This is a genomic window from Sphingomonas sp. UBA978 (assembly GCF_002292295.1).
Lineage (GTDB): Bacteria > Pseudomonadota > Alphaproteobacteria > Sphingomonadales > Sphingomonadaceae > Sphingomonas.
The window spans coordinates 268,190-281,032 of sequence record NZ_DBBS01000021.1; the positions used below are offsets into that span (position 1 = coordinate 268,190).

A 12,843-nucleotide genomic window follows, 5' to 3' on the forward strand; every position below is an offset into this window, starting at 1 on the left:
AGCAGGCGTTACAGCTTGACGACGTTGGTCGCGCGCTCGTCCAGCCGCTCGTCCTCGATATAAACCGACAGCATCGGTTCATCCGCGACGACGACATTCTCGCTGACGCCGAAGCCGTTGAACGCGGTCCGCATCGCGGAGCCATAGGCGCCGAGCATGCCGATCTCGAAATAGTCGCCGGTGTTCGTGTCCGCGGGCAGCGGGAATGGGCCGGCCATATAGTCCAGGTCGTCGCAGGTCGGACCCCAGAAGGCGAAGTCCATGTCCCGCGCGTCGCTGTCCGGCTGACGGAGCAGCTGCACCGGATACTTCCAGCCGATATGCGCCGCATCGAACAGCGTGCCATAGGCGCCGTCGTTGATGTACAATTCGGTGCCGCGGCGCCGCTCGACGCGGACCACGACCGAGGCATATTCGGCGCACAGCGACCGGCCCGGTTCGGCCCACAATTCGGCCGAATAGCTGATCGGCAGGCTCTCGAACGCGCGATGGATCGTCTCGAAGAAACGCTCCAGCGGCGGCGGGGTCATGCCCGGATAGGCCGAGGGGAAGCCACCGCCGACGTCGATGACGTCGACCGTCACCGCCGCCTCGACGATCGCCGCGCGGGCGCGCTCCATCGCGTTGGTATAGGCGTCGGGCGACATCGTCTGGCTGCCGACATGGAAGCAGATGCCGAGCGCATCCGCGACCTGGCGGGTCGCCATCAGCAGTTCCTTGGTCTCGCCCGGGCCGACGCCGAACTTCGAGCCGAGGCTGAGCTTGGCATATTCCGACGACACGCGCAGCCGGACGCAGAGCGTCAGGTCGCTCGCGCCACGGGTGGCGGCGACGATCTTGTCCAGCTCTTCCATGCTGTCGAGCGAGAAGGTCTTCACGTCGTGGCGGAAATACGCCTCCGCGATCGCCTCCTCCGACTTGACCGGATGCATGAAGCAGCAGGTCGCATCCGGAAGGGTCGCCTTGACCAGCCGGACTTCGGCGATCGAGGCGGTATCGTAATGGGTGATGCCATTGTCCCAGAGCACACGGAGCAGGTCCGGGCTGGGGTTCGCCTTCACCGCATACATCGAGCGACCCGGAAACTTCTCGACGAAGAATCGGGCCGCGCGCGCGGCGGCGTGCGGGCGAACGAGCGTAACCGGATCGACCGGTTTGCTCCTGGCGATGTCGATGCCCCCGCGGATGTTAGCGGAACGGGCGGTCGAGAGGGGCGCTAACCCCAACGCGCTATGGTGCTTGGCCAATTCAAGGGACCTCCAATTGCCTTACGGCATACGGTGACAAAAGCTGCCTTGCGGTTGGAAGTCCCATGGGGCAGCGGAGGCGCGATCTATGGTCGCTGGCCGTGCATGTAAAGTGGCTTGGCGCACGAAAGGACGAAAAGTGACGATTCTGCGACAGCCGACACGGGCGGGGGTACGCGACGCCGCCGAGAAAATCGTCCGCATCCTGCCGCCGACGCCGCTGTATGTTAAAGAAATCAAGGCGATAGAGGTCGCATTCAAGGCGGAATCGCTGCAGCCGATCGGCGCATTCAAGATTCGCGGCGCATGGCATCGACTGACTGCGCTGGACGAGGATGCGCGGCGTCGCGGGGTGGTCGCCTTCTCGTCGGGGAATCATGCGCAGGGGGTGGCGTGGGCGGCGAAGCGGCTGGGAATCGCCGCGACGATCGTGATGCCGGCGGACGCTCCCAGGGCGAAGCTGGAGGGGACGCTGGCGCTGGGGGCGGAGGTGGTTCGCTACGACCGCGCGACCGAGAGCCGCGAGGCGATTGCGGGCCGGCTGGCCGAGGCGCGCGGCGCGACTCTGGTGCCGAGCTTCGACGATCCGTGGATCATCGAGGGGCAGGGCAGCGCGGGAATCGAGGCGGAGACGCAGATGGCGGCGCTCGGGCTGGGGCCGGTCGCGCGCGCGGTGGTCCCGTGCGGCGGCGGCGGCCTGTCGGCGGGGATCGCGCTGGGTTTGAAGGACGCGAGCATCACCGTCGTCGAGCCCGAGGGCTGGGACGACATGCGCCGCTCGCTGGAGGCGTCGTGGATCGAGCCGGTGGGGCCGAACCCGCCGCCGACCGCCTGCGATTCGCTCCAGACCCCGCGCGTATCGCCGCTGACCTTCGACGTGCTCTCGCGGCGCGATGCGACCGGCGTGGCGGTGAGCGAGGCGGAGACGGCGGCGGCGCAGCGCTGGGCGGCGGAGCATCTGCGGCTGGTGATCGAGCCGGGCGGCGCGGTCGCGTTGGCGGCGCTGCTGGCGGGCAAGGTCGCGATGGAGCGCGGACTGCTGGTGGTGCTGTCGGGCGGGAACGTGGATATCGACGCCTATGCGCGGGCGATCGGGTAGGCGTTGGTGGTTGAGCGGCGGGGGACGCGTCGACGCATGACCGGGCGGCGACGCCGGTGCGGGAAGGTCGCGATGGAGCGCGGGCTGCCGGGGAGTGGCGGACAGGAATTGCACGTTAGTACCCCGGCGGAGGCCGGGGCCCAGTTGGGATGTCGGATGTTGGCTGATGCCGGGGTCTGCCACGATGGTTCGCCCGTCTGGGCCCCGGCCTTCGCCGGGGAACTAGGTGGGAGGGTTCGGCTTCGATGCATGGCGGGGCGGCGATGCCGGCGAGGAAGGTCGCGTAAGCGCGCAGGCCGCCGGGGTAATGCCGGACGGGATTACACGTCAGTTCCCCGGCGGAGGCCGGGGTCCAGTTGCGATGTCGGATTTTGGCGGACGCCGGGGGCCGCCACGATGGTCCGCCCAACTGGGCCCCGGCCTTCGCCGGAGTACTGGGGTGGGAGGGTTCGGCTTCGATGCATGGCCGGGCGGCGACGCTGGCGGTGAAGGTCGTGTCAGCACGCGGGCTGCCGGATTACTGTCGGACGGGAATCCCACCTCAGTTCCCCGGCGGGGGCCGGGGCCCAGTTGGCATGTCGGATTTTGGCGGACGCCGAGGGCCGCCACGATGGTCCGCCCGACTGGGCCCCGGCCTTCGCCGGGGTACTGGGGTGGGAGGGTTCGGCTTCGACGCATGGCCCGGCGGCAATGCTGCCGGGGAAGGGCGCGTCAGCGCGCGGGCTGCTGGATTGGTGTCGGACGGGAATTATACGTCAGTACCCCGGCGGAGGCCGGGGCCCAGTCGGCATGTCGGATTTTGGCGGATGCCAGGGGGCCGCCACGATGGCTCGCCCGACTGGGCCCCGGCCTTCGCCGGGGAACTGGGGCGGGTTTGTGCGGCTTTGACGCATGACCGGGCGGCAATGCTGGCGAGGAACGTCGCGTCAGCGCAAAACCCACCGGGGTTACTGTCGGACGGGAAGCAAGCCACAGTGCCCCGGCGCAGGCCCCGGGTGCGACCGTCCGATGTTGGACGGTCCCGCCGTCCGCCGCGACAATGCTCCCAACCGGGCTACGGCCCTTGCTCGGAAACCGGAAAACGGCAGCGCTCGACATCCCGTACCAGGCACGGCACACTTGCCGCATGGATGGCCCGCTCGGATCGATCGCCAATGCCGCTCCCGCCATCGCGATGCTGGGGTGTTTCGCCTGCCTGATCGGGGGCGGGGCGCTGATCGCGCGGGGTGGCGACCGGCGGAAGGGCGTGTTGCTGCTGGTGATGGCGGCGGTGCTGCTCGGCAACGTCGTCATCTGGCAATTGTGAAGCAGGCCGCGCCTAGGTTGTGGACTCATAAGTTCTAAGACGGATGCGTGTTGACGCGAGCATGACGGCGGCGAGGAAGTTTCGGGCGAGCTTGTCGAAGCGGGTAGCGACGCGGCGGAAGTGCTTGAGCTTGCAGAAGTATCGTTCGACGGCATTGCGTCTGCGGTAGATAGCTGGATCGATCGAACGCTGTATCCGACGATCTCGCTGGGTCGGGATGTGAGCGCATCCGCCATGTAATCGGACGAGATCGATGACCGCCCTGGCGTCGTAGCCGCGGTCGGCGACGAGTGCCCTGGCCGGCGGCAGGCCGTCGATCAGCGCCCCGACGGCGGCCTTGTCGGAAGCCTGCCCTGCTGAGAGCGTGATCCTGAGCGGCAATCCGTCCTGATCGACCAGCGCGTTGATCTTGGTGCTCAATCCGCCACGAGAACGGCCGATGGCGTGATCCGCACCCCCTTTTTACCTCCTGCCGCATGCTGGTGGGCGCGGACGATCGAACTGTCGATCAGATGCATCGATGCAGGCGCTCCCGCCGCCAGCGTCTCGAACACCCGGACCCACACACCCGCCTTCGCCCACCGATTGAAGCGGTTGTAGACGGTCGTATGTGGGCCATAGCGGGCTGGCAGGTCGCGCCACGGCGAACCGGTGCGCAGCACGTAAAAAATGCCGTTCAGCACCCGCCGGTCGTCCACCCGCGCCACACCACGCGGCTTGTTCGGCAGCAACGGTTCGATCAGCCGCCACTCCGCCTCGCTCAGATCAAATCGCGCCATTCCAAGCCTCCTCCTCAGAAACCTTGAATCAGCCGCCTTTCATCGCCGCAACCTTTATGAGTTCACAACCTAGGGCAGCGTGAGCGTCGCCGTCGCGGCGGAGGCAGGGTCGAACCGCTCCGTCAGCGATGCCCGGATCGCCGCGGCGGTGCGCGGCACGCGGCCGGAGAAGACCTGCCGGCCGTCGACCGTGACACGGACCGGCCGGTCGAGATCGATCAGCCGATCGGACAGGCGCAGCGTCATGCCGGCCGGAACCGTGCCGGTCAGCGCGATCGTCTGCCCGTCGACCGTCGCATCGGTGCGATCGCCTCTCTTGGCCGCCGCCGCGTCGGGAATGCGCAGCCAGTAGAAGCGGTCGGCGGTGACGTCGTCCTGCACCCAGACGATGCGGCGCGGCCAGGGATCGCGGGTGAAGCGCGCCATCCACGGCACCGCTTCGGCATCGCGCCGGTTCATCCAGTGGGGCAACCCTTCGTAGATGCGCGACAGGTAGACGTAACCACCCGGATCGGCGGCGTGGAGGCGCGCGAGCTCCGCCGTCTTCTCCGCCGCCAGCCGGTTGCGGTCATAGGCGTCGTCGGCACCGCCCATCAGGATCGCGAAGGGCAGGTCGCGCAGCGGCAGCAGCGAGGCGTCGCCGGGATGGCCCGCCATCATCGCGGCCGCGGCGAACCGGTCCGCCATCCGCGGCGCCAGCTGCCAGACGCCGTCGCCGCCTGCCGAATAGCCCATCAGATAGACGCGGTCGGGATCGACCCCGTTGATCGCGACCTGCGCGTCGATCAGCCGCTGGAGCAGCGGATCGATATGAGGCTCATGCCACAGGTTCCACGTATCGGTCGGCGCGCGCGGCGCGAGATACAGGCCCTCGGCCGGCTGGTAGAGACGGATCTGGTTGTGCCACTGGCCCTCGTTGACCTCGGGCGGGGCGTTGCCGCCGCCGTGGAGCGATATCCACAGGCTGCGGCCCTGCGCGGGGGCGGTGCCGAACGTGCGGTCGCCCCATTTCATCGTCTTGCCGCCGACCGTGATCGTTTTGGCGGCGATCGCCGGGCCGTAGGCGACGCGGATCGCCTGCCGGCGTTCGGCCGCGATCCGTACCAGTGCCCGCGCCGCCTCGACCCGGGTCAGGGCCCGGGTTTCGGACGGAGCGGACCGGTGTCGTTCCGCCGGCTGCTGGGCTTGGGCAGGCGCAAGCCCGGAGACGGGGGTCAGCGACAGGCCGATAGCGGCCGATACGATCGAACGGAGCATATTGGTACCATACCAATATGTCCAATGCTGTCCATTCCCCGATCAGCGGATCGGCGAATTCGGATCCAGCCGCATGTCCAGATAGCTGTCGACCGAGCGCATCAGCTCCGGCGTCTCGTTCTCGAAGAAGTGGTTCGCCTTCGGAATCGTGTCGTGATGGATGGTGATGTGCTTCTGCGTGCGCAGCTTGTCGACCAGCTTCTGCGTCGCCCCCGGGGTCGCGACCTCGTCGGCCTCGCCCTGGATGATGATGCCCGACGACGGGCAGGGCGCGAGGAAGCTGAAATCGTACATGTTCGCGGGCGGCGCGACCGAGATGAAGCCGCGGATCTCCGGCCGGCGCATCAGCAGCTGCATGCCGATCCACGCGCCGAAGCTGACCCCGGCGATCCAGGTGGTCGAAGCCTCCGGGTGGAAGCTCTGCACCCAGTCGAGCGCGCTCGCCGCGTCGGACAGTTCGCCGACGCCGTTGTCGAACGTCCCCTGGCTTTTGCCGACGCCGCGGAAGTTGAAGCGCAGGGTGGCGAACCCGCGGCGCTGGAAGGTCTTGTAGAGCTCCTGCACCAGCCGGTTGTTCATCGTACCGCCTGCCGACGGGTGCGGGTGGAGGATCATCGCGACGGGCGCGCGGGGACGGGGAGCCGGGGCGAAACGCCCTTCGAGACGGCCTTCGGGACCGGGGAAAATGACTTCGGGCATGAGCCTCGCCGCATAAGAAGGGGCGCGCTGGTGGAGCGCAGAATGTTGCGCGCTATATAGGCGTGACGCTCCCTTGCGCAATTGGAACGAATCCTGCCCCATCGTATCTATCTGGATCATGCCGCGACCACGCCGATGACCGCCGCCGCGCGCGATGCCGTCGTCCACGGGCTGGCGCTTTGGGCGAATCCGTCCTCGCCGCATGCCGAGGGGCGGGCGGCGCGCGCGGCGCTGGAGGCGGCGCGGCGCGAGATCGCGGCGGCGCATGGCTGGCGGGGCGAGGTGCTGCTGACCAGCGGCGCGAGCGAATCGCTCGGCATCGCGCTGGGGCGGACGACGCTGCCGCGGCGGCTCATCACCGCGGTGGAGCATGATGCGGTGATGCGCGCTGGCACTGGGGCGGCCGTAGTGCCGGTCGGTGCGGACGGGATCGTCGATCGCGAGGCGCTGGCGGCGATGCTGGCGGACGGGCCGGCGCTGGTCTGCGTGCAATGGGCGAACAGCGAGACGGGCGTGCGCCAGCCGATCGCGGCGATCGCCGATGCGGTGCACGCGGCGGGCGGCATGCTGCTGGTCGATGCGGCGCAGATGCCCGCGTCGGACGAACTGGCGGCCGTCGCCGACATGGTCGCGCTGTCCGCGCACAAGCGCGGCGGGCCGCCGGGCGTCGGCGCGCTGCTGGTCCGCGATCTGCGGCTGCTCCATCCGAGCGGCGGACAGGAGCGGGGCTATCGGCCGGGCACCGAGAACCTGCCGGGCGTGCTCGGCTATGCCGCGGCGCTGGCCGAACCGGAGCCGGACCATGATGCGCTGCGCGCGCGGCTGGACGATGCGATCCTGCGGTCGGGGGGCGAGATCGTCGCCGCCGACAGCCCGCGCCATCCGGCGATCGGGTCGTACCGGCTGCGCGGTGCGGCGGCGGCGGCGCAGCTGATCCTGCTCGACGGTGCGGGCTTCGCGGTGTCGGCGGGCAGCGCCTGTTCGAGCGGCAGCATGAAGCCGAGCCACGTCCTCGCCGCGATGGGCTGGGACGAGGCGGCGGGACGCGAGGTGATCCGGGTGAGCTTCGGGCGGACCACGACCGCCGCGGAGGTCGACGCCTTCGTCGCGGCATGGCGGCAGATGGCGCGTACGACGCGGCGCGCGGCATGATCTACCTCGACTATCAGGCGACGACGCCACTCGCGCCAGAGGCGCTGGCCGCGATGCTGCCGTGGCTCGAATCGCAGCATGCCAATCCGCATTCGGCGCACCGGCCCGGGCGGGGGGCGAGGGCGGCGGTGGAGGTGGCGCGCGACCAGGTCGCGGCGCTGCTGCCGCCGGGCGGGCGCGTGATCTTCACCGCCGGCGCGACCGAGGCGCTCAACTGGGCGATCAAGGGCAGCGGCGGGCCGCTGGTCACGCTGGCGACCGAACATGCCGCGGTGCTCGACACGGTGCGGTATCTCGCCGCCAACGGTCGTGCCGCGACGGTTCGGACGGTGGACGCGTGCGGGCTCGCCGATGACGCGGCAATCGCACCCGGGACCGGGCTGGTCGCGGCGATGCTGGTCAACAACGAGATCGGCGTGATCCAGCCGATCGCGGCGCTGGCGGATGCGGCGCATGATGCGGGCGCGCTGTTCCTGTGCGACGCGGTGCAGGGCTATGGCCGGGTCGCGATCCCCGACACCGTCGATCTGGTCGCGCTATCCGCGCACAAAGTCTATGGCCCCAAAGGGATCGGCGCGCTCTGGATCCGCGACGGGGTGACGCTCGATCCGTTGCTGCACGGCGGCGATCAGGAGGGCGGCCGTTCGGGCACGCTGTCGCCGGCGCTGTGCGCGGGATTCGGCGTCGCGGCGCGTCTGATGGCGGAGAGGCGCGAGGCGGATGCGGCGCATGTCGCGTGGCTGTGGGCGATGGCCATCGAGCGGTTGCCGGGCTGGGCGGTCAACGGGGCGGTCGAGCCGCGCTACTTTGGCAACCTCAACGTCCGGCGGGACGGGCTGGATGTGGCGCGGCTGATGTCCGACTGCCGCGGCATCGCCTTTTCGGCGGGATCCGCCTGCGCCAGCGGATCGGGCCGGTCGAGCCACGTGCTGCGCGCGATCGGGCTGACCGAGGCGCAGGCGCGCTCGAGCATCCGGCTGGGGTTCGGGCGCTACACGACGGAGGAGGAACTGCGTAACGCACTCGATGCGATCCTCGCGGCGGCGGATCGGCAGCGGTCGTGATCCGGGTGCGCTTCGTGGCGGCGGACGGCGGCGTGCGCGAGGCGGCGGGCGGCGAGGGCATGCGGCTGCTCGACATCGCGCAGGCGGACGGTCAGCCGCTGGAGGGGACGTGCGACGGCGATCTCGCCTGCGCGACCTGCCATGTCATGGTGGCGGCAGAGGATATCGCGCGCCTGCCGGCCGCGGCGGAGGAGGAGGAGGACCTGCTCGACCTCGTCCCCGCCGCGACGCGGACGAGCCGGCTGGCGTGCCAGATCCGGCTGACCGCCGCGCTGGACGGGCTGACGGTGTGGGTGCCGTCACCCTGACCGGCATGGTCCGGCAGTCAGTCTGACATTTCGACAACGGCGAATTCAGGAACCGTGCATGGCCGCGGCGCGATGGTGCGTGATGCCCGGTCGCCCGGGTGCGTGAAAGGAGTATCCATCATGAAGCTGATTGCACTGTTCAGCGCCGCCGCCCTCGCCGCGGGAACGCTCATGGCGCCCGCGCCGGCCGAGGCGCAGCGGCACGGTTACGACCGGGGCTACGAACGTGGTTACGATCGCGGCCATCACCGCGGCTACGATCGCCGCTGGAACCGCGGGCCGGACCGGCGCTGGGATCGCGGCCGTCATTACGGCTATGATCGCGGACGGGGCTATGGCTACGGGCGCGGCTATGGCCGCAGCCGGGTCGTCTGCCGGGTCCAGCGCGGCTATTACGGGCCGGTGCGGCGCTGCTTCCGTGTCTATCGTTGATCTGAACGCTTGATCCCGCCGCCCGACCCCGCCATATGGCCCGCGGGAGTCGGGCGGACGTGGTCGTCGCCAACCCGGTCAGGTCCGGAAGGAAGCAGCCGCAACGATTTCGCCGCGGGTCGTCCCGGCTCCCACCGTCTCGCATCGGCAAGCCGATGCCGGCGGCGCACGGCGTTTTTCTGACGTCACGGCGTCGCCGTGACGTGCTCCCCCACCAAAACCGTTACCGCTTGAGCCACGACCGCTCGCGGAACCACTTGGTCACGATATATTTCGTTCCCTCCACCACCGCGGTGCCTTCGTGCAGCGTCAGTGCGTTCGGCGTGCCGTCCGGGTTCATGTTGTTCCAGGCGAGCAGCAGCCCGCGGCGCGGCGCGATCTTGAAGCCGGCTTGCGGGAACCAGGTGGCGCCGCCGTCGGCGACATCGTTGAGGTAGATCATCGTCGTCCACGTCCGCTGGCCGCCGGAGGCCTGCATCTGCTGCCAGTAGCTTTCGGTATCGTGGAAGTAATCGTGATGCGCGCGGAAATGCTGGCCGGGAGCGTAGCGCTGGCCCTGCATCGTCTCGCCATGGTCGGGCGCCATGCCGAGCAGGCCGGCGATCGCTTCGTCGATCGGCTGCACTTCGGGGGCGTAGCGGTTCATGTCGCAGCTGTCGCTGGTGCGGAAATCGGGATCCTGGCGATCGGACAGCAGTGACGACGGCCGCCGGTTGGCGTCGATCAGCGCGATCAGCGTATCGCACTGGGCCGCGTCGAGGAAGTCGAGATGATAATAGACCTGCACGCCGGCGATCCCGGCCGCGATCATCGCCGGATTGGCGTCGAGACGCGCGGCGACCCGTGCGCCGATCTGCTGGCGGAGCGGGGAGGCGGCGGGCGCTTTCTTGCGAGCGAACATGACGCGAGAGATGCCGTCACGGTTCGCCGATGACAAGGGGGCGATGACAGGGGCGGCGGGGGGCAGGGGAGGCCCGGCGCCGATGCCGGACCTCCCGCCAGATCAGTAGAAGATGCCGTAGACGCTATCGATGACCTGTCCGGTGCGGATGTCGACCAGCAGCGCGTCGTCGTAATAGCGCACCCAGCGATACGGGCCGTACGCCTCGGGCAGGCGATAGGTGTAGGGATCCTCGATCCAGTAGTTGCGATTGAACAGGATCGAGGACAGCGAGACGCCGACCGAGAAGCGACGATAGCCCTGACCCCAGCCCGACGGCGCATAATAGCGCGGCAGGCGATAGGCGCCGCGGTTCAGCTGGCGATTGCGGTTCCAGTCGTACCGGTTGTCGTTGCGCCAGCCGCGGTTCCACGCGCCGCTGCGGTTGTCGTAGCGGCGGCCGTCGTTCCAGTCGTTGCCACGGCCGTTACTGCTGCGCCAGTCGCCGCGTCCCGGATCGAAGTTCTGGCCGTAGCCGGGACGGCGATCGTCCTGCCGGTCGTTGCGGAAGCCGGGACGGATTTGGTCGCGTCCGTCGCGGTCGGGCTGGCGCCAGCCGTTGCCGGCCTGTCCGCGATCGCCGTTCCAGCGACGGTCGTCGCCACGATCCGGCCGGTCCTGGCGGTCGCCGCCGCGGTTCCAGTCGCGCTGGCCGCCATCGGGGCGATTGCCGTCCGCGCGGTTCCAGCCGCGGCCGTCGCGATCGCCGCGTGGCGTGTCAGGGCGGGCTTCGGGAGCCGGCTGCTGGCGCTCGCCGCGGAACTCGGCGCGCTGCGGGCGTTCGGCGCGCACCTGCGCGTCGACGCCGACCTCCGCCGATCGATCGGGGCGGTCCGCACGCTGGCCCCATTCGCCGCGACGGCCCTGGCCCCGTTCGCGGCCGTCCTGCTCCTGCGCCTGGGCGGCGATCGGCATCAGCATGGATGCCGCCAGCAGGGCCTTGATTATGCTCTTCATGACGATCCCGTCCTCAATCCGCCGGCGCACGAGCCGGCTCCGATGATGGGACCCCTCTACGCCCTCCGTCGTGTGCTGAAGCTGAATTGGTTCGTCAGCGTTCCGACAGCTAGTCGCGCGTCGTCTCGCGGGGCGGCGGCACCAGCGCGGGGACGATGCGCGCCGCGTCGGCGGGGTCGATGCCGGGCCGGGCGCCCGCCGCGATCGTCTCCTCGCCGCGGGCGGCGCGGCCCGCACGCTGGATCGCCTCGATCAGGCGGGGATAGATGCCGCAGCGGCAGATGTTGCGGATCGCGGCGCGGATGTCTGCCTCGCCGGGGTCGGCGTTACGTTTGAGCAGCACCGACGCCGCCATGATGATGCCGGTGATGCAGAAGCCGCATTGCGGGACGCTGGCGGCGATGAAGGCGAGCTGCAGCGGATGGTTGCGCTCGCGCGACAGCCCCTCGATCGTGGTGACGTACGTGCCCTCGACGCTGCCGACCGGGACCTGGCAGGACAGGACCGCACGGCCGTCGATATCGACCGTGCAGGCGCCGCAATGGCCGGTGCCGCAGCCGTATTTGGTCCCCGTCAGGTTCGATGCGTCGCGCAGCGCCCACAGCAGCGGCGTCGCGGGATCGAGGCGATATTCGACCGGCTGGTTGTTGACGGTGAGGCGCGACATGCCGCCCTCTTAGGCGAAACGCGGCGTTTCGATCCAGACGATTGCGGCGGGCGTCGATCGCGCCGACCTTGTCGTCATGACGCTTCCGACGCTGTTCGTGCCGCATGGCGGTGGCCCTTGTTTCTTCATGGACCCGGAGGGCGGCCCGCCCGATCCGATGTGGCGGCCGATGCAGGCCTATCTGGCCGGGCTGATCGGGTCGCTGCCCGAACGGCCGCGGGCGATCCTGATGGTGTCCGGTCATTGGGAGACGCAGGAGGTGACCGTGCATATCGGCGAGCGGCCGGCGTTGCTGTTCGATTACTATGGCTTTCCCGACCACACCTACCGGCTGCGCTGGGATGCACCCGGCGCGCCGGCGGTGGCGCGCCGGGCGGCGGACCTGCTGCGCGGCACGGGCCATGCCGTCGCCGAGGAGGCGGAGCGGGGGTGGGACCATGGCGTCTTCATCCCGATGATGGTCGCTAACCCCGCCGCGGACATTCCGCTCGTGCAGATGTCGCTGCGTGCCGACCTCGATCCGGCGGCGCATATCGCCATCGGCCGCGCGCTGGCGCCGCTGCGCGACGAGGGGGCGCTGATCGTCGGATCGGGAATGAGCTTTCACAATATGCGCGCCCGCGGGCCGCAGGTGACGCCGGTGGCGACGCAATGGGACGCGGCGCTGGCCGATGCGGCGACCGATCCCGACCCGGCGCGGCGGGCGGCGCGGGTCGCCGACTGGGCGTCGTTGCCACACGCGCGCTTCGCGCATCCCGAGGCGGAGCATCTGCTGCCGCTGATGGTGGCGCTCGGCGCAGGGGGCGACGGGCCGGCGGTGCGCGACTATCGCGACGTGGTGATCGGCTGGGCGGTGTCCGGATTCCGCTTCGGCTGAACGGCTTGCCAGCGGCGGTGGACGCCGCCTATGCCGGGGCAAACGATCCCGAGAGGCTG

Annotated in this window: 14 protein-coding genes and 1 other RNA gene; 8 read left to right on the top strand and 7 right to left on the bottom strand. The window is 69.7% G+C overall.

What is annotated here, in order from left to right:
• Positions 1–8: 8 nt before the first annotated feature.
• Positions 9–1,247, bottom strand: a complete 1,239-nt coding sequence (locus tag B2515_RS16305; protein ID WP_414711414.1) for a type III PLP-dependent enzyme — start codon at positions 1,245–1,247, stop codon at positions 9–11.
• A gap of 139 nt (positions 1,248–1,386) precedes the next feature.
• Between B2515_RS16305 and B2515_RS16310 the strand changes: the two genes are divergently transcribed.
• Together B2515_RS16310 and B2515_RS16315 are read left to right on the top strand one after the other, a co-directional pair.
• Positions 1,387–2,346 carry a threonine ammonia-lyase gene (locus tag B2515_RS16310; protein WP_293878134.1) on the top strand — a complete coding sequence of 320 codons (960 nt, stop codon included), beginning with the start codon at positions 1,387–1,389 and terminating at the stop codon, positions 2,344–2,346.
• A gap of 1,126 nt (positions 2,347–3,472) precedes the next feature.
• Complete coding sequence (locus B2515_RS16315; protein WP_293878136.1) at positions 3,473–3,652, top strand: hypothetical protein; 180 nt, start codon at positions 3,473–3,475, stop codon at positions 3,650–3,652.
• 12 nt (positions 3,653–3,664) lie between these two features.
• Here the strand turns inward: B2515_RS16315 and B2515_RS16320 are convergent.
• From B2515_RS16320 to B2515_RS16330, 3 genes are all read right to left on the bottom strand, one after another.
• Positions 3,665–4,431 (bottom strand): IS5 family transposase gene (locus B2515_RS16320; RefSeq protein ID WP_293878138.1). Its coding sequence is split into 2 segments (ribosomal slippage): positions 3,665–4,107 and positions 4,107–4,431, totalling 768 coding nucleotides; the frame shifts between segments, so codons are not numbered across the junction.
• Positions 4,432–4,500: 69 nt separating this feature from the next.
• Complete coding sequence (locus tag B2515_RS16325) at positions 4,501–5,688, bottom strand: hypothetical protein (RefSeq protein WP_293878139.1); 1,188 nt, start codon at positions 5,686–5,688, stop codon at positions 4,501–4,503.
• A gap of 42 nt (positions 5,689–5,730) precedes the next feature.
• Positions 5,731–6,387, bottom strand: a complete 657-nt coding sequence (locus B2515_RS16330; RefSeq protein WP_293878140.1) for an alpha/beta hydrolase — start codon at positions 6,385–6,387, stop codon at positions 5,731–5,733.
• Between the two features lie 135 nt (positions 6,388–6,522).
• On the opposite strand from B2515_RS16330, the gene B2515_RS16335 reads away from it, so the two are divergent.
• The 5 genes from B2515_RS16335 to ffs all read left to right on the top strand — a co-directional run bounded on the left by B2515_RS16335 (position 6,523) and on the right by ffs (position 9,482).
• Positions 6,523–7,539, top strand: coding sequence for a cysteine desulfurase family protein (locus tag B2515_RS16335; protein ID WP_414711417.1), 1,017 nt, complete (start codon positions 6,523–6,525; stop codon positions 7,537–7,539).
• A complete protein-coding gene (locus B2515_RS16340) occupies positions 7,536–8,603 on the top strand; it encodes a cysteine desulfurase family protein (protein WP_293878516.1) in 1,068 nt (355 codons plus the stop codon). Before B2515_RS16335 ends, B2515_RS16340 begins: the two co-directional genes overlap by 4 nt.
• Positions 8,600–8,911 (top strand): 2Fe-2S iron-sulfur cluster-binding protein, encoded by a 312-nt coding sequence (locus B2515_RS16345; RefSeq protein ID WP_293878143.1) that lies wholly within the window; start codon positions 8,600–8,602, stop codon positions 8,909–8,911. The genes B2515_RS16340 and B2515_RS16345 overlap by 4 nt, the downstream gene beginning before the upstream one ends.
• Positions 8,912–9,031: 120 nt before the next feature.
• The gene (locus tag B2515_RS16350) at positions 9,032–9,343 is read left to right on the top strand and encodes a hypothetical protein (RefSeq protein ID WP_293878145.1); all 312 of its coding nucleotides are present in this window, start codon (positions 9,032–9,034) and stop codon (positions 9,341–9,343) included.
• Positions 9,344–9,384: 41 nt separating this feature from the next.
• An RNA gene (gene ffs / locus B2515_RS16355) (signal recognition particle sRNA small type) lies at positions 9,385–9,482 on the top strand.
• An 84-nt stretch (positions 9,483–9,566) separates the two neighbouring features.
• On the opposite strand, the gene B2515_RS16360 is transcribed toward ffs, so the two are convergent.
• From B2515_RS16360 to B2515_RS16370, 3 genes are all read right to left on the bottom strand, one after another.
• Positions 9,567–10,244, bottom strand: coding sequence for a prolyl hydroxylase family protein (locus tag B2515_RS16360; RefSeq protein ID WP_293878147.1), 678 nt, complete (start codon positions 10,242–10,244; stop codon positions 9,567–9,569).
• Between the two features lie 102 nt (positions 10,245–10,346).
• Positions 10,347–11,240 (bottom strand): RcnB family protein, encoded by an 894-nt coding sequence (locus tag B2515_RS16365; RefSeq protein WP_293878149.1) that lies wholly within the window; start codon positions 11,238–11,240, stop codon positions 10,347–10,349.
• 109 nt (positions 11,241–11,349) lie between these two features.
• Entirely contained in the window at positions 11,350–11,907 is a 558-nt protein-coding gene (locus B2515_RS16370; RefSeq protein WP_293878151.1) for a (2Fe-2S)-binding protein, read from the bottom strand.
• A 76-nt stretch (positions 11,908–11,983) separates the two neighbouring features.
• Between B2515_RS16370 and B2515_RS16375 the strand changes: the two genes are divergently transcribed.
• The gene (locus B2515_RS16375) at positions 11,984–12,784 is read left to right on the top strand and encodes a DODA-type extradiol aromatic ring-opening family dioxygenase (RefSeq protein WP_293878152.1); all 801 of its coding nucleotides are present in this window, start codon (positions 11,984–11,986) and stop codon (positions 12,782–12,784) included.
• Positions 12,785–12,843 lie beyond the last annotated feature (59 nt).

What these genes read in the sequence shown, in the direction of transcription:
- B2515_RS16315 (WP_293878136.1), top strand. Translation starts at nt 3,473, where the DNA reads ATGGATGGCCCGCTCGGATCGATCGCCAATGCCGCTCCCGCCATCGCG.
- B2515_RS16325 (WP_293878139.1), bottom strand. Translation starts at nt 5,688, where the DNA reads ATGCTCCGTTCGATCGTATCGGCCGCTATCGGCCTGTCGCTGACCCCC.
- B2515_RS16330 (WP_293878140.1), bottom strand. Translation starts at nt 6,387, where the DNA reads ATGCCCGAAGTCATTTTCCCCGGTCCCGAAGGCCGTCTCGAAGGGCGT.
- B2515_RS16335 (WP_414711417.1), top strand. Translation starts at nt 6,523, where the DNA reads ATGACCGCCGCCGCGCGCGATGCCGTCGTCCACGGGCTGGCGCTTTGG.
- B2515_RS16340 (WP_293878516.1), top strand. Translation starts at nt 7,536, where the DNA reads ATGATCTACCTCGACTATCAGGCGACGACGCCACTCGCGCCAGAGGCG.
- B2515_RS16350 (WP_293878145.1), top strand. Translation starts at nt 9,032, where the DNA reads ATGAAGCTGATTGCACTGTTCAGCGCCGCCGCCCTCGCCGCGGGAACG.
- B2515_RS16360 (WP_293878147.1), bottom strand. Translation starts at nt 10,244, where the DNA reads ATGTTCGCTCGCAAGAAAGCGCCCGCCGCCTCCCCGCTCCGCCAGCAG.
- B2515_RS16365 (WP_293878149.1), bottom strand. Translation starts at nt 11,240, where the DNA reads ATGAAGAGCATAATCAAGGCCCTGCTGGCGGCATCCATGCTGATGCCG.
- B2515_RS16370 (WP_293878151.1), bottom strand. Translation starts at nt 11,907, where the DNA reads ATGTCGCGCCTCACCGTCAACAACCAGCCGGTCGAATATCGCCTCGAT.
- B2515_RS16375 (WP_293878152.1), top strand. Translation starts at nt 11,984, where the DNA reads ATGACGCTTCCGACGCTGTTCGTGCCGCATGGCGGTGGCCCTTGTTTC.